The 21,490-nt window shown below is 75.4% G+C and carries 14 protein-coding genes, 1 pseudogene and 1 riboswitch; of the genes and pseudogenes, 8 read left to right on the top strand and 7 right to left on the bottom strand.

Annotation, left to right across the window (positions count from 1 at the left end):
• Positions 1–71 precede the first annotated feature (71 nt).
• Positions 72–1,148 carry a tRNA (adenosine(37)-N6)-threonylcarbamoyltransferase complex transferase subunit TsaD gene (gene tsaD, locus ABZ714_RS32575; RefSeq protein ID WP_358828969.1) on the bottom strand — a complete coding sequence of 359 codons (1,077 nt, stop codon included), beginning with the start codon at positions 1,146–1,148 and terminating at the stop codon, positions 72–74.
• A gap of 162 nt (positions 1,149–1,310) precedes the next feature.
• Here tsaD and ABZ714_RS32570 point away from each other — a divergent pair, with 162 nt between their 5' ends.
• Positions 1,311–1,883, top strand: a complete 573-nt coding sequence (locus tag ABZ714_RS32570; RefSeq protein ID WP_358828968.1) for a dihydrofolate reductase family protein — start codon at positions 1,311–1,313, stop codon at positions 1,881–1,883.
• 55 nt (positions 1,884–1,938) lie between these two features.
• Here ABZ714_RS32570 and ABZ714_RS32565 read toward each other — a convergent pair whose 3' ends face one another.
• Complete coding sequence (locus ABZ714_RS32565) at positions 1,939–2,964, bottom strand: helix-turn-helix domain-containing protein (protein ID WP_358828967.1); 1,026 nt, start codon at positions 2,962–2,964, stop codon at positions 1,939–1,941.
• Positions 2,965–3,035: 71 nt separating this feature from the next.
• On the opposite strand from ABZ714_RS32565, the gene ABZ714_RS32560 reads away from it, so the two are divergent.
• Entirely contained in the window at positions 3,036–4,337 is a 1,302-nt protein-coding gene (locus tag ABZ714_RS32560) for an MFS transporter (protein ID WP_358828966.1), read from the top strand.
• A gap of 50 nt (positions 4,338–4,387) precedes the next feature.
• On the opposite strand, the gene ABZ714_RS32555 is transcribed toward ABZ714_RS32560, so the two are convergent.
• The 4 genes from ABZ714_RS32555 to ABZ714_RS32540 all read right to left on the bottom strand — a co-directional run bounded on the left by ABZ714_RS32555 (position 4,388) and on the right by ABZ714_RS32540 (position 14,460).
• A complete protein-coding gene (locus ABZ714_RS32555) occupies positions 4,388–5,035 on the bottom strand; it encodes a hypothetical protein (RefSeq protein WP_358828965.1) in 648 nt (215 codons plus the stop codon).
• Positions 5,036–5,263: 228 nt separating this feature from the next.
• Positions 5,264–9,670 (bottom strand): serine protease, encoded by a 4,407-nt coding sequence (locus ABZ714_RS32550; protein WP_358828964.1) that lies wholly within the window; start codon positions 9,668–9,670, stop codon positions 5,264–5,266.
• 51 nt (positions 9,671–9,721) lie between these two features.
• Positions 9,722–14,074: a trypsin-like peptidase domain-containing protein gene (locus ABZ714_RS32545; RefSeq protein WP_358828963.1), complete on the bottom strand. Its 4,353-nt coding sequence runs from the start codon at positions 14,072–14,074 to the stop codon at positions 9,722–9,724.
• A complete protein-coding gene (locus ABZ714_RS32540; RefSeq protein WP_358828962.1) occupies positions 14,071–14,460 on the bottom strand; it encodes a CU044_2847 family protein in 390 nt (129 codons plus the stop codon). The genes ABZ714_RS32545 and ABZ714_RS32540 overlap by 4 nt, the downstream gene beginning before the upstream one ends.
• Before the next feature lie 222 nt (positions 14,461–14,682).
• A riboswitch (cobalamin riboswitch) is annotated at positions 14,683–14,825 on the top strand.
• 122 nt (positions 14,826–14,947) lie between these two features.
• Here ABZ714_RS32540 and ABZ714_RS32535 point away from each other — a divergent pair.
• The 6 genes from ABZ714_RS32535 (at position 14,948) to ABZ714_RS32510 (ending at position 19,531) form a co-directional block, all read left to right on the top strand.
• Positions 14,948–15,439, top strand: coding sequence for a DUF4430 domain-containing protein (locus tag ABZ714_RS32535; RefSeq protein ID WP_358828961.1), 492 nt, complete (start codon positions 14,948–14,950; stop codon positions 15,437–15,439).
• 247 nt (positions 15,440–15,686) lie between these two features.
• Entirely contained in the window at positions 15,687–16,673 is a 987-nt protein-coding gene (gene dhaK, locus ABZ714_RS32530; protein ID WP_358828973.1) for a dihydroxyacetone kinase subunit DhaK, read from the top strand.
• A 98-nt stretch (positions 16,674–16,771) separates the two neighbouring features.
• Positions 16,772–17,380, top strand: coding sequence for a dihydroxyacetone kinase subunit DhaL (dhaL, locus tag ABZ714_RS32525; RefSeq protein WP_358828960.1), 609 nt, complete (start codon positions 16,772–16,774; stop codon positions 17,378–17,380).
• Positions 17,377–17,796 (top strand): PTS fructose transporter subunit IIA, encoded by a 420-nt coding sequence (locus ABZ714_RS32520; RefSeq protein WP_358828959.1) that lies wholly within the window; start codon positions 17,377–17,379, stop codon positions 17,794–17,796. Before dhaL ends, ABZ714_RS32520 begins: the two co-directional genes overlap by 4 nt.
• A 158-nt stretch (positions 17,797–17,954) precedes the next feature.
• Complete coding sequence (locus tag ABZ714_RS32515) at positions 17,955–18,758, top strand: hypothetical protein (protein ID WP_358828958.1); 804 nt, start codon at positions 17,955–17,957, stop codon at positions 18,756–18,758.
• A 122-nt stretch (positions 18,759–18,880) separates the two neighbouring features.
• Positions 18,881–19,531, top strand: coding sequence for a class F sortase (locus ABZ714_RS32510; protein WP_358828957.1), 651 nt, complete (start codon positions 18,881–18,883; stop codon positions 19,529–19,531).
• Positions 19,532–19,603: 72 nt separating this feature from the next.
• Here the strand turns inward: ABZ714_RS32510 and ABZ714_RS32505 are convergent.
• A pseudogene (locus tag ABZ714_RS32505) lies at positions 19,604–21,490 on the bottom strand (AfsR family transcriptional regulator); the annotation flags it as partial.

Raw genomic sequence — 21,490 nt, 5'->3', positions numbered from 1 at the left:
CGGCGGACCGGTAAGGGGTCCGGGTGGGGGCATCGTCCGGGTACCCGGCGGGGGCCCGGACGTCCCACGGTTCACGCCGCGGGTGCCCGCACACCCGCGGCGGCCGGGTGGAGGGCCGCGTACTCCAGCGGGGCGGAGGGGTCGATCGACACGTCCAGCGGGGCGGGCTCGGCGCCCGCGCGGACCAGCAGATCCCCTACGGCGGCGATCATGGCGCCGTTGTCGGTGCAGAGGGTCATCGGCGGCACCCTCAGCTCCACCCCGGCCGCCGCGCACCGTTCCTCGGCGAGCGCCCTGACCCGGGAGTTCGCGGCGACCCCGCCGACCACGACCAGGGTCCCCACCTCATGGGCGCGGCAGGCCGCGAGGGCCTTGCGGGTGAGGACGTCGGCGACGGCCTCCTGGAGGGCGGCGGCGCCGTCGGCCACCGGCACGTCCTCGCCCCGGCCGCGGTGGCCCTCGGCCCAGCGGGCGGCGGCGGTCTTCAGCCCGGAGAAGGAGAAGGCGTACGGATCGTCGCGCGGGCCGGTCAGCGGCCGGGGGAAGGCGACGGCGGCCGGGTCGCCCGGCCGGGCGGCCCGGTCGATGGCCGGTCCGCCGGGATAGGGCAGTCCGAAGACCCGGGCGACCTTGTCGAAGCACTCGCCGGCGGCGTCGTCGACCGTGTCCCCCAGATGCGCGATCGGGTCCCGGACGAGATCGCGGACCAGCAGCAGTGACGTATGGCCGCCGGAGACGATCAGCACCACACAGGGGTCCGGCAGCATCCCGTGCTCCAGGGTGTCGGCCGCCACGTGTCCGGCCAGATGGTGGACGCCGTAGAGGGGGACCCCGGCCGCGTAGGCGAGCGTCTTCGCCCCGGCGAGACCGACCTGGAGCGCCCCGGAGAGCCCGGGTCCGGTGGTCACGGCGACGGCGTCGAGGTCCGACAGCCGCAGTCCCGCCCGGTCCAGGGCCTCCCGGACCACGGGGGTGAAGGAGTGCAGATGCGCGCGGGCGGCGATCTCCGGCACCACCCCGCCGTAGCGGGCGTGCTCGGCCATGCTCGATGCCACGACATGGGCCAGCAGCCGGCCCTCCGACACGATCCCGGCACCGGTCTCGTCGCACGACGACTCGATCCCCAGCACGATGCGTCCTCGCGCCATCACCACTCCCTCGGCCGCTGTTCTGCGTATCGAGTGTAGTTGCACAGCATGCGCAATAAGCCGCGGCGAAGATTTTTCCGGGGACCGATGAGTTTCGCCCGGGCCCTCAGTCGAAGATCATGACTGTTACGGCAGAACGACCCATGACCCCGAGGAACCACGATGCGCACTCTCATCAGCACCGCTTTCATCTCGCTCGACGGCGTCGTGGAGGCCCCCGGCGGCGAGGCCGGATACCGGAACGCCGGCTGGACCCACAAGAACGTCGAGTTCGTCCCCGAGGCGTTCGCGATCAAGGGCGAGGAGCAGGCGGAGGCCACCGCGATACTGCTGGGCCGGGTCAGCTACGAGGCGTTCAGCCCCGTCTGGCCGTCCATGGCGGAGTTCGCCGAGTACAAGGAGATGCCGAAGTACGTGGTCTCCACGACCCTCACCGAGGACGCCCTGGTCACGGGCTGGGGCGAGACCACGATCCTGCGCTCCCTCGACGAGGTCGCCGCGCTCAGGGAGACCGAGGGCGGCCCGATCATCGTCCACGGCAGCGCGTCCCTGAACCACGCCCTCTCGGACGCCGGTCTGATCGACCGCTACCACCTGCTGGTCTTCCCGGTCCTGCTGGGCGCGGGCAAGCGGCTCTTCAGCACGGCGGACACGGACGCCCGCACGCTGCGGCTGGTGGACCACGAGGTCTACTCCAACGGTCTCCAGAAGAACGTCCTGGAGGTCGTCCGCTGACCCGAGGCCGTGCGCTGATCCGAGGCGCGCCTCCTCCGGCGGGTCTTCCGGCGGCTCAGACCGGGGGCGTCCGGCCCGGTCCGCCGAAGGGGCCCCCGGCCTCGTCCCGCGCGCGGAAGGCGCGGCGGTAGGCGGCGGGTGTGGTGCGCAGGGCCTCGTGGAAGCGGCGGCGGAGATTGACGGCGGAGGAGAGGCCGACCCGGCGGGCGACGGTCTCCACCGGGAGGTCGGTCTCCTCCAGCAGCGCGCGGGTGGCGGCGATCCGGCGGTCCAGCAGCCAGCGGCCGGGGCTGATGCCCAGCTGTTCGGTGAAGCGCCGGGTCAGGGTGCGGGTGGAGACCTGGGAGCGGGCCGCCATGTCGGCGACGCTGACGGGCTGGTCGAGCCGTTCCGTCACCCATTCGAGAAGGGGGGCGAGGGAGTCGGCGACCGGTCCCGCGGTGGGCAGTTCGGTGTACTGGAGCTGGCAGCCCTCGCGGTGCGGCGGCATCACCAGCTGCCGGGCGATCCGCATGGCGTACGCGGCCCCCTGGTCGGCGCTGACGAGGTGGAGGCAGAGGTCCACCCCCGCGCCCGATCCGGCGCTGGTGGCGACGTCGCCGTGGTCCACGTAGAGCACGGCGGGGTCGACCCGGACCCGTGGGTACCGGTCGGCCAGTTCGGCCGCCTGGGCCCAGTGGGTGGCGGCCCGCCGGCCGTCGAGGATTCCGGCGGCGGCGAGGACGAAGGCACCGGAGCAGATGCCGACGATCCGCGCGCCCCGCTCATGGGCCCGGCGGACCCCGTCGGCCACGGTCGCGGGTATGTCGGTGGTGTCGTGCCAGCCGGGGACGACGACGGTGTCCGCGCGCTCCAGCGCCTCCAGGCCCGTGGCGACCAGCATGTCGTAGCCGCCGCTGGTGCGGACCGGGCCGGGGTGTTCGGTACAGACGTCGAAGGCGTAGCGGGCCAGGACCCCCGGGCCCGCCGGGTCGCCGAACACCTCGGTGGCGCAGGCCAGGGCGAAGACCGGCTGCGGCGGCCGGACCAGGGCCACCACCCGGTGGAGCGCCAGGGGCTTCGGCGGCGGACGGAGCGTCATGGCGTAAAAGTACCCCAGCATGTCGTTCCGGACACTGGGGCGGCCAGGTGGTCTGGACCAGCATCGACGAGGTGACCACAGCACAGAGACAGCCGCAGCCCGAACTGACCGCAGGAACCGTTCCGCCGTCCGCCCCACCGCCCGGCCCGACCCCTTTGTGGGACCGCCGGTTCACCCTCTACTTCGCCGCCCGGGCCGTCTCGATGCTCGGCGACGCGATGATGCCGGTGGCCGCCGCCCTCGCGGTGGGCGCGCTGTACGGAGTCTCCGGGGTGGGGCTCGTCCTCGGTGTCTGGACCGGGACGTTCGTTCTGCTGGTGCTCTTCGGCGGGGTCTTCGCCGACCGGTTCGGGGCCCGCCGGATGATGGTCGGCGCCGATCTCGTCCGGGTGTTCACCCAGGGGGTGCTGGCGGTCGCGTTCTTCGCCGGGACGCCGCCGTTCTGGCTGCTGATGGCGATGGCGGCACTGGCCGGAGCGGCCGTCGCGATGTTCCTGCCCGGGGTGAACGGGATGGTTCCCCTGGTCGCCCGCGAGCCGCAGCGGGCCAACGCCACGCTCAAGGTGGCCGACGCGCTGGCCCATCTGCTCGGCCCGGCGCTGGCGGGGCTGCTGATCACCCTCACCAACGCCGGGACGGTGTACGCGATCGATGCCGGGACCTTCCTGCTCAGCGCCGTGTTCCTGGCGCTGATCCGGTTCGCGCCGGGCGGTGTGCCCGGTGCCGCCGCAGCGACCGGGCGGTCGCTGCGGCGGGAACTGCGCCAGGGCTGGCGGGAGTTCCGCGACCGGACCTGGATGTGGTCGGTGATCCTGATCTGGATGGTCTACGGCGTGCTGCTGTTCGGCCCGCTGGTGCCGCTGGGTTCGGCGCTGGTCGGTGAGCGGCTGGGCTCGAACGCGTACGGTCTGGCGGTCTCCTTCCTCGGGGCCGGTACGGTGCTCGGCGGTCTGGTGGCGCTGCGGGTGCGCCCGGCCAGACCGCTGGCCGCCGGTGCCGTGGCGATGGTCCTGTACACGGCGCTGCCGCTGAGTCTGGCGCTCGGCGCCGGGCTGCCGCTGCTGCTGGCGGCGCATGCCGTCGGCGGTGGGGCGCTGGCGTTCTGGTCGGTGATGTGGGCGACCAGTGTGCAGACCCACACCCCGCCCGCCGTACTCAACCGGGTGACGGCGTACGAGCTGGCGGGCTCGGTGTCGGGGATCGCCCTGGGTCAGATCCTGGCGGGCCCGGCCACGGCGCTGGCCTCGCCCGACCGGCTGCTGCTGGTGTCGGCGGGGGCCGGGCTCGCGGGCTGCGTCGCCCTGTTCGCCGTCCCGGCGATCCGCACCCTGGGCCGGGCCGCTCCCCCGGCCGGCGGCCCGGGACCGTCCTGAGGCGGGTGGGCCCCGGCTCGGGAGGGGCGACCCACCGTCCTCAACCGCCCTCAGCCCTCGATCGCGCAGAGCGCCCGCAGCTCCGGTGCCGTGCAGGGCAGGCCGTTGTAGCGCAGCACCTCGTTCGTGTTCGCATAGACGACGTCCCGGCTCGCGACGGTGTCGGCGATCGCCCGGACGACCAGGGCCTGGTCGGCGGTGAGGGGCGCGCCCTCCTCGTACGCGTCCGCTGGGAAGACGATGCCGAGGACGGACCGGGCGAGTCCGGGGGCGGTGAAGGAGCTCGCCTCGCCGAGGAGGGCGCACATCCGCCCCAGCCGGGCCCGGGAGTGCTCGGTCGGCAGCAGGGACAGGGCGCCGATCGCCTCGCCGGACGCCCCGCCCCCGGCGAACCAGAGGGCGCCGGAGCCGTCGAGTTCGGTCGGCTCGGTGAGCGCGTCGACGAGGAGCGACACGGCCGAGGCGGCTGGTTCGGCGCCGGTCCGGACCCAGGAGAGGGCGGAGCGGAAGGCGGCCAGCGGGTCCTCGTCGGCCAGCAACGGCTCCAGCAGGTCGCGGGTGGCGTCGCCGGGTACGAGGGCCAGGCGGAGCAGCAGTTCGGCGAGCGTCCGGTGGTCGCGCCCGGCTCCCCGCCGCGCCTCGGCGTCGGCGTCGGCGGGGACGCCCTCGGGGCGGTCGGGTTCGGTGGCCGTGTCCATGGTCGTGTTCCTCGTCTCTGCCGTACGCGATCCCGCGCGCGACCGCCCGGGGCGGCCGGTCACGCGCCGGACCGGGATGGTGAACTCCCCTTCGCCCAGGGGACGTTCCGCAGCCGCGGCGTCCGGGCGAACGTCGTTGGGAGAGGATGTTGGGGGCCGCCACCGGCAACGGGGATCCGCGACCGGCGGCAGGGGTTCCGGACACCGCCCGGCCGGGCCGGGCGGCGGTCAGTCACCGGCGCAGGGTTCGCGGGACCTGGGGTCGGCGGGGAGCAGTTCCGCCTCCGCGCGGGTGAGTTCCCGGTCCCCGATGACATCGCAGAGTTGCCGGAAGAACAGATCCGGTACGAGCCGGACGGGTCCCCCGATGCCCTTGGGACCGATGTGGAGCACGGTCTCGCCGTCCACGGACGCCCCCAGGAAGGAGTGCTGGTTGGTGGTGGACCACCGTTCGCCGGGCTCGGTGAAGGAGTAGAACGTCTCGGGGCCGGGCTCCCCGAGCCGGTAGACGCGTACCGCGTTGTTCGCGGCGAGGAGGAAGCGGTCGCCGCCCGTCAGGAACGAGGCGACGTACGGGGTCTCGCTCGATTCGGCGACACTGCGCAGGGGGCCCAGCTCCTTCCGGGGCGGGGTGCCGCGCCGCCACAGTTCGAGGATCGAGCCCCGGCGGAGGATCGCGAAGTACTTCCCGCCGGGGGCGAACTGGGCGGCGAGGATGTCGTCCCCGGTCGGTACGGTCTCGGTGATCCGTCCGCTGACGGTGTCGACGACATGGACACCGGGCCGGTCCTGGACGACGACGGTGACCCGGTTCGCCGCCGGATAGGAGCTGACCAGCAGGATGGCGTCCGGGGCGCCCTTGACGCGGGAGCGGACGGCAGCGGCGTCGAAGCGGGCGAGGCGCTCCCCGGTACGCGGGTCCCACTGTTCGACGACGGTGTCCGCGACGGTGATCAGCTTCCCGTCCCGGTCGAAGAAGAACCTGAACGCGTACCGCGGCCCCTCGGGGCCCTTGCCGCCGATGGGGAGGTCCCCGATCGACGGCGTGGGCGCGGGCGTCGGCACGGGGGCGGTGGTGGTGATGGTGGCGACCCGGCGCAGGGTGTCGGTGTCGCGGACGGCGACCACGTTCACGCCCTCCCGGTCCGCGACGAGCCGTCCGGTGCCGTCGACGGCGAGCGGGTCGCCGCTGTCGGGCACCCGGCGGGGCGTGCCGCGGGGCGCGTCGGCGAGGACGCGGTTGCTGATCTCCTTCGCGTGGTGGCGCTGGATCCGGGAGCCGTCCGCCAGCACGCTGATGGTGTACGCGCCGTCGAGGGTGAGGCGTTGCTGGGCGACGGAGAGGGTCCAGTCGCCGGGGCGCAGCCGGACGAAGCCGACCATCGGCCCGTCGCGGCGGACGAAGTGGAGCCCGTCGCCGGAGTCCACCAGCCAGGGACTGTTCTCGGCCCCGGACGGGACGGAGCCGCCGGCGAGGCCGTTGCGGGAGAGGACCGTACCGTCGCGCAGGTCGACGACGGTGAGGCCGTGGTCGGCGCCGAGGGCGACCCGGGACCCGGAGCCGTCGACGGCTTCCACCGGGCAGTTCCCCCGGGTGACGTCCGGCTCCTGAACCCGGTACACGCCGCCCTCCCGGGTGCCGTCGGCGATCCGGTGGAGGGCGAGTTCGGCGGTCTTTCCCCGCGTCCGGCACAGCACGGCCCGGGTCCGGTCGCCGGAGACCCGGATGCCGTCGGCGCGGGCGACGAGCCGGGTCCGGCGGGTCGCGAGGTCGAGGGCGAGCAGCCGCTCGCCGTCCTTGTCGGCGCCCACGGTGAAGGTGGCGAACAGGAGGGTGCGGTGGTCGGCGGACGACCGCAGGGTGAACGGGGTCCCGGGTGCCGGGACGTTCCCGGCGAGGGTGCCGTGCGGGCCGTTCCCCAGATTCCACCAGACGACGCGCTTCGCGGCGCGGACGGCGAACACCGTCCCGTCGGGGGAGATCACCGGCTGGAAGACATCGGCCCGGTCATCGGCGGGGGCCGGGGGCCGGGGCAGCCGGTGGATCGGCCCGACGGGGTTCTCGGCACCGGGCCGTACGTCGAACCAGGCGGCCAGACCGTCCTCCTGGACGTAGGCGGCGCGGCTCCCGTCGGGGGCCACCACGACATCGCGGATCTCGTCGGGGGCCGGGATCGGTACGGCGCGTACGGGTCCGGTCAGGGCGCGCAGGAAGAGGGTGGCCCCGGAGCGGGCGGCGGGCGCGAGGACGACGTCGCCGTCCCGGCTGGTGGCGAATCCCTCGTCGGCGAGATCGCCGGAGAGCACCCGGTCGTAGTACGTGTACCGGAGGCGCTGGCGCAGGAGTTCGTTGCCGGTCTCCCGGGTGGGGGCGGTGTCGTGGGCGGCGAGGGCGAGCAGCGCGGCGCGGGCCGGGTCGGTGGCGGTGTACTCCTGGGCGGCCTGGACGAGGGCGCGGGAGGCGCCGAGCGCGGCCCGCTCCCGGCTGCCGCGGCGTTCGACGGCGTAGAGCGCGCCGACGACCACGACGAACGCCAGGGCCGCGGCGAGGGCGGTGTACAGGGCTCCCCGCCGGCGGGCGCGGGCGCGGCGGTGGGTCCGGCCGGTGCTCAGATACTCCCGTTCGGCGCGGCTGAGGGCCGCCGCCCGGCCGGGGAGCCAGGTGTCGGCGCCCGCGAGGGCGGCGGCGGTCGGCAGATGGGCGGTGGCGCGGCCGGCGTCCTGCCAGCGGTCCATCTCGTGGCGGACGGTCTCCCGCCATTCCAGGAAGGCCCGGTCCTCGGCGGCCCAGCCGGCGAACCGCTCCCAGCCGTGGATCAGCGCCTCATGGGTCAGTTCGACGGTTTCGGTGCCGTCCGCGCCGCGGTCGGTGACGAGGAGCCGGGTGTGTGCGGCGAGCCGCTGGGCCACGCGCCACTGGTCGGGGTCGAGGTCGTCGCGGCGGGCGAGCCGCCGGGTGGCGGAGACGGCGCCGGGCGGCAGCCGGACGAGGTGGGTGAAGAGCCGCCGGGCCGCCGGTTCGTCCTCGGCCGGTACGTGTTCGGCCCAGACCCGGTCGGCGTGGTTGCCGAGGGCGCCGGTGACGCCGCCGAGTCCGTCGTACGCCCGGTGGGTGAGGCGGCCGTCCTCCTGGCGCTGCCACAGCAGGTCGAGGGTGAGGGCGAGCAGCGGCAGCGCGCCGGGGTCGGTACCGGTGTCGGCGAGTACGCGGGCGGCGAGATGGGGTTCGTAGCGGATGCCGGGTGCGGTGTCGACGGGGGTGGTGACGATTTCGCGCAGGCCCCGCTCGCCCAGCGGGCCGAGGGCGTGCGGACGGCGGCCGGTGACGGGGCCGAGGTCCGGGTGGCTCAGGACGCGTTCGAGGAAGTCGGCGCGGAGGGTGCTGAGTACGAGGACGCCGGGCGGTGGTTCCTCGGCGGCGAAGAGCACGTCGGCGAGTTCACGGACGGCGTCCGGGGGCCGCTGGAACAGCTCCTCCAGCTGGTCGACGACGATCAGCAGCCGGTCGGCGCCGGGGGCGGCGAGCAGCCGTTCCGTCACCGGGGTGAGGCCGTGGTCGCGGAGTTCGTCGCGGAGTTCGGGGATCCGGGCCAGCCTGCGGGTCTCGGACGCGTCGGGTTCCAGGTGCGGCAGCAGGGCGGCGGCGAGCGCCGCCAGCGGGCCGGTCCCGGCCGCGGGCCGCATGACGGCGACCCGGGCGCCGTCGGCCCGCAGCCGGGGCGCCACTCCGGCGAGCGCCAGCGACGACTTGCCGGAGCCGGAGGGGCCGACGACGGTGACCCGGCGCTGCTCGCCGAGCGCGCGGGCGATCTCGTCGCTCTCGGCCCCTCTGCCGTGGAAGACCGCGGCGTCGGCCTCCTGGTACGCCTTGAGGCCCCGGAACGGGGAGGGGGGCCGGACGAGCGGGGCGAGTTCCGGCCAGGCCGCCGCCAGTCCGCCGGTGGGGATGAGATAGCCGACCGGGGGCCGCCCGGACTCGGCGACCGTGACCATGCCGACCACGCCGGAGAGCCGGTCGTCCCAGACCGGGCCGCCGCTGAAGCCCCGCGACACCGGATAGCCGTCCCCGGCGAGATCGGCCTGCACCCAGCCGTCGGCCTGCCGTCCCCGCAGTACGCCCGCGTGCCAGACGCCGCCGGGGCGCCCCGACGGCAGGCCGAAGGCCCGTACCCGGTGTCCCCACCAGCCGTCCGCCGCCGCACCGGCCGGTTCGCCGCCGGCCGCCGTCGCGGGGTCGGCGTCGACCAGTCGTACCGGTGAGGCGCCGGGCGGCGGGGCCGCGAACCGCAGGACGGCGACATCGGCGCCCGGTGAGGCACCGCCCGCGCCGTCCGGGCCCGGTGGCGGCAGCCACAGCTCGACGGCGGCCTCGGTCCGCGGCGCGCCGGGCAGGAGCGGCAGGTCCGCCGGGATCCGCGCATTGGCCTCCGGCGGGGTTCCGGCCGGTGTCCCGAGGGCGGCGGAGACCACGTGCGCGCAGGTCAGGGCAATGGTGCCGGAGACCAGGAAGCCGACGCCGACGGGTTGCCCCCGGGCGTCGAGGATCCGCAGGATCGCCCGGTCCAGGGCTTGCGGGCCGTCGGCCCCGCTGTCGTGTTCCGGTTCCGGACGGAATGGCTGGACCGGGTACGTCATAGGTCTCCTTCGTCGGGGCCCTCGCCGGCGGCGCCAGGCGGTAGTCCGGCGCTACGGGCAGAGTCCCCGGGTCCTCGCCTCCGCCGGAAGGTCGTCGCGTTCGTCGGCCGTCAGGGCGCGGTGGCCGATGATCCGGCAGAGTTCCCGGCTCCACACCCGCGGATCGAGGGGCAGTACGGCGCCCGGCTCCTCGAAGGTCCCCACGATCACGGTGCGCCCGTCGCGGGACACGTCGGGGAAGGAGTACTCCCCCGTCCCGCCGTCCGGGCGGCCGAGCGGATACGAGTCGTCGTAGCCGCGCCCGCCGATCCGGAAGCCGCGTACGGTGTTGTCGCCGGCGATCAGGAACCGGCCGTCGGCGAGGAAGACGGCACGGTACGGGGTGATGGCGCTGTCCCCTACGGCGGGCAGCGGGCCGATCCTCAGACGCGGGGGGTCCCCGTACCGGAGGACTTCCAGGCCCGCGTCGCGGCGCAGGACGGCGAAGTACCGCCCGCCGGGGTCGAAGGAGGCGGAGAGGACGTCGCCCGGGGTGGGGATGTGTTCCGTGGTCCGGCCGTCGGTGATGTCGACGACGCGGATTCCGGGGCGCCCCCGCACGATGACGGAGATCCGGTTCCGGTCCGGATAGGGGGCGATGGTCAGGACCGCGTCCCGGTCGGTACGGGGACGGAGCGTGGCGGCGTCGAAGCGGGCGGTCGCACGGCCGGTGCGCGGATCCCACTGCTGGACGACGGTCCCGGAGACCGTCAGCAGTCGGCCGGTGTGGTCGAAGAAGTAGCGGAACTCCTCCTTCTGCTCGCGGTAGCTGAGCGCCCCGCTCACCTCCAGGTTCCGCGATCCGCGGGTGCCGGGCCGGGTCTTCGGCGGCGGGGCCGTGGTGACCGAGGCCAGGGCGCGCAGGGTCGAAGCGTCGCGGACGACCACCGTGTTCCGGGCCTCGCGGTCGGCGACGAGCGCGCCGGCCGGGTCGAAGACGGGCAGATCGGTCTCCTGGGGGAGCCAGTACGGCTTCGCCCGCTCGGCGCGGGCCAGTACCGGGCGGCTCCGCCCGGGTCCGGCCGGACGGAGTTCCGTCCGGGAGCCGTCCGCCAGGACGAGGAGCGACTTCTTCCCGTCGGGTGTCAGCCGGTGCTGGGCGGCCTGCGGCAGCCGGCTGCCCGGGGTCATCTCCATGAAGGCGATGGTCGAGTCGTTCCACCCCAGATAGGAGAGTCGGCCGCGCGACTCGGCGAGGACGGGGTGGGGGTCGAGCCGGGTGGCGAGGGTGCCGGATGTCGGGGCCCGGGAGACGGTCCCGCCCCGGTCCAGGTCGAGGACGCGCAGTTCGTCGCCCCAGCTGAGCGCGGCCCGCCGCCCGGTGGTGTCGACGGCGTCGACCGTGCACATGTCGGTGGCGTACGACTCGTCCCGCTCGCGGTAGGGGCGGCCGGCCGGCGTGCCGTCGGAGGTCCGGTGGCGGCTGATGACGGACTGCCCGTCCCGCTCCCGGCAGACGACCGCGGTCCCGCCGTCCCCGGACACGAAGATCTCCTGGGCGCCGGAGACGAGTTCGGTGGCGCGGCCGGTGCCCGGGTCGACGGAGAGCAGGGCCTGACTGCCCCCGGTCGCGTAGACCGTGGCCAGCAGTGTGCCGTCGCCGGGGCCGAACCGGAGGGCGCCGGTCATCTCGGCGGGCGCGGGCGCCGTACCGGCAAGGGTGCCGTGCGGGCCGTTCTCCAGGTCCCACCACACCAGCCGGCCCCGGACCCGGGCGGCGAGGGTGCGGCCGTCCGCGGAGATCGCGGGGCGCACCGCGGCGTCCGGGGCGCTGCCCCGGCCGGGCGCGTCCGGTAGCCGCCGGATCGGACCGAGCGGTTCTCCGGTTCCGGTCCGGACGTCGAACCAGGCGGCCCGGCCGTCCTCCTGGACGTAGGCGACGCGCCCGCCGTCCGGGGAGACCGCGACTCCCAGGGCCTGCCCGGTCGACGGCACCTGCGCGCTCCGGACCCGTCCGGTCGCGGCGCCGGTGTAGAGGACCGCCCGGCCCAGTCGCGAGGTGGCCAGGACGACTTCGCCGTCCCGGCTGGCGGCGACGTCCCGGACGGTGCCGAGGACTCCGGAGAGCACCCGGTCGTAGTCGTGGTAGCGGAGGTACTGCCGCAGCAGTTCGTGGCGGGCCTCCGGGGTCGGCGCGGTCCGGTGGGCGGCCAGGGCCTTCAGTACGCCGAGGGCCGGTTCGGCGCCGGACTCGTCCTCGGCGGCGATCGCGAGGGCCCGGGAGGCGGCTTCCGCCGCGCGGTCCCGGCTCTCCTCCCGGGTGGCGTGGAACATCGAGAGGGCCACCAGGATCAGCAGGACGACCAGGGCGCCCGCCGAGAGCAGGGCCCGCCTTCGGCGGAGCCGGGCGCGGCGGTGGTCGTGCCCGGCGGCCAGGTAGTGCCGTTCCGCTTCGGTCAGTTCACCGGGCCGCTCGTCGGCCCACTGTCCGGCCCGCGCGGTCTGGAGCGCCGTGGGCAGCATCTGCGGGGCGCGTCCGGCCTCTTCCCAGCGGTCCATGTCCCGTCGCAGCGATGCGCGCCACTCCAGGAAGGCCCGGTCGGCGGTGGTCCAGCCGGCCAGTCGGTCCCAGGCGCCGATCAACGCCTCGTGGGCGAGTTCGACGGTCTCGGTGCCCTCGGCGTCGAGGTCGGTGACGAGGAGCCGGGTCCCCGCGAGGAGCCGGGCGATCCGCCACTCCCCGGCGTCCAGTTCGGTGCGGGGTACGGTCCGCCGGGTCGGCGCGGACCGGCCGGGCGGGATCCGCACGAGCCGGGTGAGGAGGCGGCGGGCGGTCTCTTCGTCTTCGAGCGGTACGCAGCGGTCCCAGGCCGGTTCGGCGTGGTCGCCCACCGCGCCGGTGACGCCGCCGATCTCCTCGTACGCCCGGTGGGTCAGCAGTCCGTGTTCCTGCCGCTGCCACAGCAGATCGAGGGTGAGGGCGAGCAGTGGCAGCCGGCCCGGTCCCCGGCCGGTGTCGGCGAGGATACGGTCCGCGAGATGGGGCTGGTAGGAGATGCCGGGTACGGCGTCGACGGGCTTGTCGACGATCTCGCGGAGCCGGTCCGGGGCCGGTGGGGCGAGAGTGTGCAGCCGGCCCGCGGTCTCCGGGCCGAACCGGGGGTGGGCCAGTACCTGTTCCAGGAAGTCGGCGCGCAGGGTGGTCAGTACGCGGACGGTGTCGGGCAGCGCGTCGCCGGTGAGCAGGTCGGCGCATGCGCCGACGGCGTCCGGCGGCAGTCCGAGGACTTCTTCGAACTGGTCGACCACGAGGAGCAGCCGGTCGGCGTCCCGCAGCCGCAGGAGCCGGGCCACGGCGTCCGCCGGGCCGTCGCGGCGGAGTACCGCGGCGAGTTCGGCGACCCGTTCGGGGCGCTCGGCCTCCGGTAAGCCGGGTTCGAGCAGGGGCAGCAGGGCCGCGGCGAAGGCGGTCGGCGGGCTGCTGCCGGACGCCGGGCGGAAGACCGCCACCAGGGCGCCCCGGGCCCGCAGCCGGGGTGCCACCCCGGCCAGCGCCAGGGACGATTTGCCGGAGCCCGACGGTCCCACGACGACGACCCGCCGCCCGGCGGTGAGCGCCCGTGCCACCTCGTCGCTCTCGGCCTCCCGGCCGTGGAAGTGCGCGGCGTCGGCCTCCTCGAAGGCGGCGAGTCCCCGGAACGGCGACGGCGGCAGGGTGACGGCGCGCAGTTCGGGGCGGGCGGCGAGCAGCCCGCCGGTGGGGATCAGATAGCTGACCGCCGGTTCCCCGGCCTCGGCGACGGCCATCATGCCGACCACGCCGGAGAGCCGGTCGTCCCAGACGGGGCCGCCGCTGAAGCCGCGCGACACGGGGTAGCCCCGGCCGTCGAGATCGGCCTGTACCCAGCCGTCGGCCTGCCGTCCCCGGAGCACTCCGGCGTGCCAGACACCGCCGGGCCGGCCGGCCGGGATCCCGAAGGCCCGGACCCGGTGCCCCCAGACCTCGCCGGGGTCCACGAGCCGTACCGGGCGGGCGGCGGGCAGGGGGGCGTCGAGCCGCAGTACGGCGATATCGCCGGGCGCGGCGGCTGCGGCGGGGCTGCCGCCGGGTGCCCGGGGTGCCGTCCACTGCTCCACTCCGGCCGTCGTCGACGGCGCCTCGCCGTCACGCCGCGCGGCGGGTACGAGGGGGAGGTCGACCCGGATCCGGGCGGTGGGCGGCGGGGCCGCGTCCCCGGCCGTGCCGAGCGCCGCGTCGACCACATGCGCGCAGGTCAGGGCGATGGTGTCGGAGACCAGGAAGGCCACGCCGACGGTCTGTCCCCGGCTGTCGCGGACCCGGAGGACGGCCGCGTCCGGGGCGGGCGGGCCCGGCTCGGGCGCGGCCGTGCTCCGGGGGCCCGACGGTGGCTGCGGCCCCGTCATCCCGCGGTGTCCGCCCCCGGTGCGCCGGGCTGCGGATTGCGCCAGGTCAGGGTGACCTTGAAGTTGGCCTGGCCGGTCGTCCGGGAGATCACCACATCCGCCTCGGCCGACAGGGAGAGCCCGAACTCGATCCCGATCTCGTCGGGTCGCCGGGCCATGTCGCGGAATCCGTCGACGAAGTTCTCCGCGACCGGCCGGATCCCGGCCAGCATTTCATCGAGCGACCTGGTCGCCCTGGCCACGACCTGTCCGGGACGGGCGACCTGGACCAGCCCTTCCCCGGCCTCCTCGATCTGGACCCGGACGACACCGGCCGGGTCCGGCGGAGCGGAGCCCGTACCGTCGTCGCCCGGCCCGGATACGGGCAACTCGACCAGATACACCATGCTTCCCCCTGCGTGAATCCGCGATGCCGGAGGTCCGCACCCTACCGATCCGCCGGTTCGCCGGTGCCGGAACCTTCGAACTTCCATCTGCGTACCGGAATCCGACGATCGGTGAACGGACGGGGTGCCTGGGGTGCGGACCCGGTGAGGGCGATGCGGGGCAGGGCCGCGTCCGGCTGTCAACACCCCTTGGCCGGGCGGCCCTTGGAACCGTACGATGCGTCTGCCCGAGCGCCTTCGGGCCATAACTGAATGGCTGTGCGAACGGGGGAAGCCGGTGGAATTCCGGCACTGACCTGCAACCGTGCGCGGCGCCCGGTGGCGCCGCCAGAGTCGGAGCGCCCGCCGCACGGCAGGTCCGCTTCCACTGCCACGGTCTGCGGTGCGACAGCCCTCCCGGCCCCGGATCCTCCTGCCCACGGCGGGACGGAGCGGTACGCCCGAACGGGTTCGTACCGTCGGCCCGGTCCGGCCAGAAAGGCCCGCCATGTCCCTCGGTACGACGCGCCGCGCCACGATCGCCACCGCCGCCCTGAGCCTCGCGTTCACCGCCCTCGCCACCGCCCCGGCGACGGCCCACGGCACCCCGCACACCAACGCCCCGATCAGGGTCGGACTCACCGTCCAGGGCCCGGACGGACCCCTGTTCCAGGGCAAGGTCAGAACCAGGGGCCATGACGTCACCACCGCCAGTGGGGGTACCCACCAGTGCGACGGCACCAATGGCGGCGCCCACGCCTCCAAGGTGCCCACCCCCACCGCCGCTCTGGACGACGCGGCCCGTAAGCACGGCTTCACCTGGGACGGCACCTGGTACGCCTCGTTCGACGACTTCTTCGTCGACACCATCAAGAACGTCAGCGGCGGCACGTCCGCGTACTGGAGCATCGCCGTCAACGGGACTCCCACCCCCGTCGGTGGCTGCCAGTTCAAGCTGAACCCGGGCGACCAGGTCTCCTTCACCTGGACGTCCTTCTGACCGGTCCGGCGTTCGCGCCCCCGGGGACCGGCCGTATCCGGTCCCCGGACGGGCCGCCGCGCCGTCCGGCCCCGGGTCAGGGGGGCCGGACGGCACGGCGGCCCGGTGGCGGTCCTCCGCGAAAGGACGCTCCCGACTGATACTGGTTCGGATGTCCGCCCCCGGGAGCCCGGGGAGCGACCGACCGAGCCGCCCGGCCCGATCACGGGGCGCCGCCCGCCAGCCCGCCGAGGAGAGACCGTTGCGCATGTTGATCAACGTCCCCGAGACCGTCGTCGCCGATGCCCTGCGGGGGATGGCCGCCGCCCATCCCGAGCTGACCGTGGACGTGGAGAACCGGGTGATCGTCCGGCGGGACTCGCCGGTGGCCGGGAAGGTGGCGCTGGTGTCCGGCGGCGGGTCCGGGCACGAGCCGCTGCACGGGGGGTTCGTGGGGCCCGGGATGCTCTCCGCCGCCTGCCCCGGGGAGGTCTTCACCAGCCCCGTACCCGATCAGATGGTCCGGGCGGCGGCGGCCGTGGACAGCGGGGAAGGGGTGCTGTTCGTCGTCAAGAACTACACGGGCGACGTCCTCAACTTCGAGATGGCCGCCGAACTGGCCGAGGACGAGGGCGTACGGCTGGCGAAGGTGCTGGTCGACGACGATGTGGCGGTGACGGACAGTCTCTACACGGCGGGGCGGCGGGGTACCGGCGCGACCCTCTTCGTGGAGAAGATCGCGGGCGCCGCCGCCGAGGAGGGCGCGCCGCTGGAGCGGGTGGCGGCGATCGCGCGGCGGGTGAACGAGGTGTCGCGGAGTTTCGGGGTGGCGCTCGGCGCCGTGACGACCCCGGCGAAGGGCAGCCCGACGTTCGAGCTGCCCTCGGGGGAGCTGGAGCTGGGGATCGGTATCCACGGCGAGCCGGGGCGGGAGCGGCGGGCCATGATGACCTCCCGGGAGATCGCCGACTTCACGGTGGACGCCCTGGTCACCGACCGGCGGCCGAGCGGTCCCGTACTGCTGCTGGTGAACGGGATGGGCGCCACTCCGCTGCTGGAGCTGTACGGCTTCAACGCGGAGGTGCACCGGGCGCTCGGGGAGCGGGGTGTGCCCGTGGCCCGTACCCTCGTCGGAAACTATGTGACGTCCCTCGACATGGCGGGCTGCTCGGTGACGCTGTGCCAGGCGGACGAGGAACTGGTACGGCTCTGGGACGCGCCGGTACGGACCCCGGCGCTCCGCTGGGGCGGCTGAGGAGCACCCCCGGCCGGCCGGGGCCGGTTCCGCGCACCGTACGAACGACCGACGACCATCGCGTACATCAGGAACGGACACCGCACCCGGGAGGGCCCGTGCTCGACGCCGAATTCTTCCGCCGCTGGCTCGCGGCGGCCGCTGCCCTGGTCGACGAGGAGGCCGCCCGGCTCACGGAGCTGGACTCGGCGATCGGGGACGCCGATCACGGGGCCAACCTCCAGCGGGGGTTCGCGGCGGTGACGGCGGCCCTCGCCGCCGGGACCGAGGCGACCCCCGGCGCCGTGCTGACCGCGGCGGGCAAGGAGCTGATCTCCAAGGTCGGGGGCGCGTCCGGGCCGCTCTACGGCACCCTGCTGCGGCGTACGGGCAAGGCGCTGGGCGACGCGCCCGAGGTCACGCCCGGCGACTTCGCGGCGGCGCTGCGGGAGGGCGTCGCGGCGGTGGCGGCACTCGGCGGGGCGCGGGCCGGGGACAAGACCATGCTGGACGCGCTGGAACCGGCCGTCGCCGCCCTCGGGGATTCCACCGACACCTTCGCGGCCGCCCGGGACGCCGCCGGACAGGGCGCGCTGGAGACCGTTCCGATGCGCGCCCGCAAGGGCCGGGCCAGCTATCTCGGGGAGCGCAGTATCGGGCACGAGGACCCGGGTGCCGCGTCGTCCGCCCTGCTGATGGCGGCGCTCGCCGGGGCGGTGCGGCCGTGAGCGGGGCGGCGGAGCCGGGTCCCGTCGGGGTCGTTCTGGTCTCGCACAGCGGTCCGGTGGCCCGGGCGTCGGCCGAGCTCGCGGTGGCGCTGGCGGGCGCGGGCCCGGACGCGCCGGTCGCGGCGGCGGGCGGTACGCCGGACGGGGGCCTGGGGACCAGTTCCGAGCTGATCGCGGCGGCGGCGGCCTCGGTGGACCGGGGCGCGGGCGTCGCCGTACTGGTCGATCTCGGCAGCGCCGTCCTCACGGTGAAGGCGCTGCTGGCCGAGGGCGGCGAACTGCCGCCGGACACCCGACTGGTCGACGCGCCGTTCCTGGAGGGTGCGATCGCCGCCGTGGTGACGGCCGCGGCCGGGGGCGATCTGGTGTCGGTGGAGGCGGCTGCCGTGGAGGCGTACGGCTACCGCAAGACGTAGCCGGTACGGGCGCGCCCCTCGGCCGGAGCACGGGCCGCCCGCGTCGGAGTGACGGGTCCGACCGTTCGGCGGCGCAGCGGTGGCGGGGTGGCGGGCCCGCTCCTAACGTCGGTCGGGATGGGGTGTCCGCCCCCTCGTTCCCGTCGGAAGACTTGACCATGCGTGCCGTACGACTCGCGTCGCTCACCGCCCTCGCCACCGCCGCCGGACTCGCGGTCGCGGCCCCGGCCACCGCCGCCGTCACGCCTCCGGCGCCGGTGCCCGCGCCCGTACCGGGGTCGGGAACGGGAACGGGCGGTGAGGGGGGCGCGCTCGCCCCGGCGGAACAGCTGACCTCGTTCACGTTCACGGTCACCCCGGCGAGCGTGGCGCCCGGCGGCAGGGTGACCCTGCGGGCGGCGGAGTGTCAGGCGCCGTCCGTGACGGCCTCGTCGGACGCCTTCGCGCCGGTGACCCTGACGGAGGAGCTGCCCGCCACGGCCACGGTGGCCCCGGACGCCCGGCCCGGGTCCGCGTACGACGTGACGTTCGACTGTCAGGGCGAGCGGGGCACCGCGCGGCTGCTGGTCGACGCGAAGGCCGCGGCACGGGCCGGCGACACGACGGACACGACGGACCCGGCGGTCGACGAACCGGCCGACGGGGACTCCGCGCTCCAGGACCCGGCCGACACCGGTCCCGTGGGCGATTCCGCGGGCGACCCCGGTGTCACGGACCCCGCTGTCCCCGATGCCGCGGGCCAGGACGGCACGACGGACACCGGAGCCCACGACGGCGCGTCGGACCACCGTACGGATCCCTCCGTGAAGCCCGGCGGCGGGGTGCACGCGGGTGCGGGCGGCAGTCTGCCGGAGCCCGGGACCGAGCGGATCGCCGCCGGTTCGGCCCTGGTGACGGCCGCGGTCGCGGGCGGGGCCGTGCTCTTCGCGGTCCGCCGCCGCCGGGCCGCGACCCGGGGCTGAGGCCTCGTACGCCCGTCATGCCCTCAGCCGTCCCGCCACCCGCTCCCCCGCCCGCGCATCGTCCGTCCCGGTACGGCGCGTGGTACGTACTGCTGTGCGTGCTGTTACTCGGGGTGTTCCTGGTGCGTACGGGAACGGAGGCGGCGGCCCCGGGATCCGGGACGGCCGCCGACGGTCCGCCCCGCCCGGCGCCCTCGGCGGCTCCCCCGGAAGCCGGAGCCGCCGATCCCCCGGTGCCCGTGGCGGAGCCGCTGCCGTACGCGCCGCCGCTGCGGGTCGTCGTCCCGGCGCGGCGGATCGACGCCCCGCTGCGGAAGGTCGGGCTCGGCGCCGACGGCTCCATCGAGGCCCCGCCCCCGGACGACGCCGAACTCGCGGGCTGGTACACCGGGTCGGTGGCGCCCGGTGAGCGCGGCACCTCCGTCCTGGTCGGCCATGTCGATACGGAACGGGGCCCGGCCGCCTTCTACTCCCTCGGCGCCCTCGGTCCCGGCGACCGGGTCGAGGTGGTCCGCGCGGACGGCCGTACCGCCGTCTTCGCCGTGTACGGGACCGAGTCGCTGCCCCGGGACGGATTTCCCGCCGAACGGGTGTACGCGGACGCGCCGGGGCCCGAGCTGCGGCTGATCACCTGCGGAGGCCGCTGGTCGGAGAAGTCGGGGTACGAGGAGAACGTGGTGGTCTTCGCCCGGCTGGCCGCCCCGGCGGGCGGGACGGGCGCGGTGGGCGGCCTCGCGGCCCGGGGTCCGACCGGCGGGGCGGCGGGGCGCTGAGCGCCTGGACGGGTCGCCGGATGGCCGGGTCGCCGGGGTGCGTACCCGGGCGGTACGGCCCCGGCGGCGGCGTCAGATCAGCCGGACCGCCTCGGCGATCGACAGCTCCTCGCCCCGCCGGTACGCGCGCCGCCGGCCCTCGTCGCCCAGCGCCGCCACGACCGCCTCCTGCGCCGTCCGGCGGGTCCGCCGCTCGTCGTGGAAGGGCTGGAAGCCGATGGTGCCGCCGCGCGGGTTGCGGCCCGTGCCGTCGTAGACGGCGAGCAGCCGGGCCCCGTCGGCCGCGTCCCCCAGATGCGCCATCGCCCAGGCCGCGCAGAGGAAGAGGTCCGCCGTCTGCCGGGTGGTGAAGTGGCCCAGGCCCTCGAAGTGCCGGATCGCCTGCCGGATCCGCGCGCGGGCCGTGGCGTACTCCCCGTCCAGGCAGTCGAGCCAGGCCCGCATCCCGCCCAGCAGCCCCCGGAAGAGCTGGGAGGCGTCGGTGCTGAGCCGTCGCTCCATCGAGTCGAGTTCGGCCCGGGCGAGCCCGGTACGGCCGGTGGCGCCGTAGTGCCGGGCGAGCAGCATATGGGGGATGCCGAGGAAGTCGGCGTCCTCGGTCTCCCGCCGGGACTCCCGCGCGGCATGCAGCAACTCGGCCTCGGCGGCCTCCCGTTCCGGGCCTTCGGCGACCGTACGCAGCCGCAGGAAGACCAGCCGCGCCCGGTAGACGGAGGTCTGGGCGGGTGAGCCGGTACGGGCGAAGACCCGCAGGGCGGCGGCGTAGTCGGCGGCGGCCTCGTCGTCCCGGCCGCGCCACTCGTGGTGCTCGCCCCGGGCCGCGTAGGACTCGGCGATCCCCCAGTCGTCGCCGGTCGACTCGAAGAGGGCGAGGGCCAGCTCGGCGTCCCGGTCGAGGTCGGCCGGGGGCGGCGGGGCCGCGCCGTCCTCCGGTGGTCCGGCGTTGTGGCCCCGCAGCCGGGCCCGCATCAGCAGGACGAAGGCGAGATCCCAGTCGTCGGCCGTACCCCGGGCGTGGTGCCGCTCGCAGTCGGCGACGATGGCGTCGGCGGTCTGGTCGAGGCCGGGGTAGCCGCCGGTGATCAGCCGGCAGAAGTACCACATGGCGGCGGGCTGGCGACAGAGCTGCGGCAACCCCGGGGCGTAGGCGGCGACGATCCGCCGGAGCCGGTCGACGGCCTCCGGGTTGTTCATCGCCATGCCGTCGGCTCCCCCGGCCGCGAGGGCCGTCAGCCGGACCCCGCGGCGCGCCTCCCAGAGTTCGGGCTCCGGCCACGGCGGCGGGGTGGCGGTGGAGCGGGTGACGACGGGATCGGCGCGGCGGACGGGGCGTTCGAAGGGGTCGGGGCCGAGCGCGGCGACGGCCGGGGCCCAGAGCCGGGCGTCGGTGGCATGCGACCGCAGCTGCCAGTACCAGCCCAGGGCGAGGACCAGGCAGATGCCCTCCTGTTCCTCGCCCCGGTCGACCGCGGTCCGCAGCGCCCTGCGGAAGTTGCCCAGTTCGGTGTCGAACTGGGCCAGCCGGACGGCGCTCCCGGTCCGGCGCAGATCGGGCTCGCCGACCCGGGCGAGTTCGCGGTAGGCCAGCAGATGGCGGAGTTCGGTGGCGGCGCGCTCCCCGGCGGCGTCGAGGCGTTCGGCGGCGTAGTCGGCGACGGTCTCCAGGAGGCGGTAGCGCATGGTGGCCCCGTCCCTCTCGCCGGGCGCGGCGACCACCAGGGATTTGTCGACCAGGGCGGCGAGGGCCGCGAAGACGTCGGGCCCGCCGGTACCGTCCGTGCCGTCCGGTCCGTCGGAGTGATCACCGAGGACGCCGTCGGGGCCGGTGTCCCGGCCGCCGCAGACCGCCTCGGCCTCGGCCAGGTCGCAGCCGCCGGCGAAGACGGAGAGCCGGCGAAGGACCGTGCGTTCGTCCTGGTCGAGGAGGTCCCACGACCAGTCCACCACCGCCCGCAACGT

It is taken from the genome of Streptomyces sp. NPDC006798 (assembly GCF_040635975.1).
In the GTDB taxonomy this organism is placed as follows: domain Bacteria; phylum Actinomycetota; class Actinomycetes; order Streptomycetales; family Streptomycetaceae; genus Streptomyces.
This window is presented reverse-complemented; position numbering and strand designations above follow the sequence as displayed.

What these genes read in the sequence shown, in the direction of transcription:
- dhaK (WP_358828973.1), top strand. Translation starts at nt 15,687, where the DNA reads ATGTTGATCAACGTCCCCGAGACCGTCGTCGCCGATGCCCTGCGGGGG.
- ABZ714_RS32555 (WP_358828965.1), bottom strand. Translation starts at nt 5,035, where the DNA reads ATGGACACGGCCACCGAACCCGACCGCCCCGAGGGCGTCCCCGCCGAC.
- ABZ714_RS32515 (WP_358828958.1), top strand. Translation starts at nt 17,955, where the DNA reads ATGCGTGCCGTACGACTCGCGTCGCTCACCGCCCTCGCCACCGCCGCC.
- ABZ714_RS32565 (WP_358828967.1), bottom strand. Translation starts at nt 2,964, where the DNA reads ATGACGCTCCGTCCGCCGCCGAAGCCCCTGGCGCTCCACCGGGTGGTG.
- ABZ714_RS32540 (WP_358828962.1), bottom strand. Translation starts at nt 14,460, where the DNA reads ATGGTGTATCTGGTCGAGTTGCCCGTATCCGGGCCGGGCGACGACGGT.
- ABZ714_RS32550 (WP_358828964.1), bottom strand. Translation starts at nt 9,670, where the DNA reads ATGACGTACCCGGTCCAGCCATTCCGTCCGGAACCGGAACACGACAGC.
- ABZ714_RS32545 (WP_358828963.1), bottom strand. Translation starts at nt 14,074, where the DNA reads ATGACGGGGCCGCAGCCACCGTCGGGCCCCCGGAGCACGGCCGCGCCC.
- tsaD (WP_358828969.1), bottom strand. Translation starts at nt 1,148, where the DNA reads ATGGCGCGAGGACGCATCGTGCTGGGGATCGAGTCGTCGTGCGACGAG.
- ABZ714_RS32570 (WP_358828968.1), top strand. Translation starts at nt 1,311, where the DNA reads ATGCGCACTCTCATCAGCACCGCTTTCATCTCGCTCGACGGCGTCGTG.
- ABZ714_RS32535 (WP_358828961.1), top strand. Translation starts at nt 14,948, where the DNA reads ATGTCCCTCGGTACGACGCGCCGCGCCACGATCGCCACCGCCGCCCTG.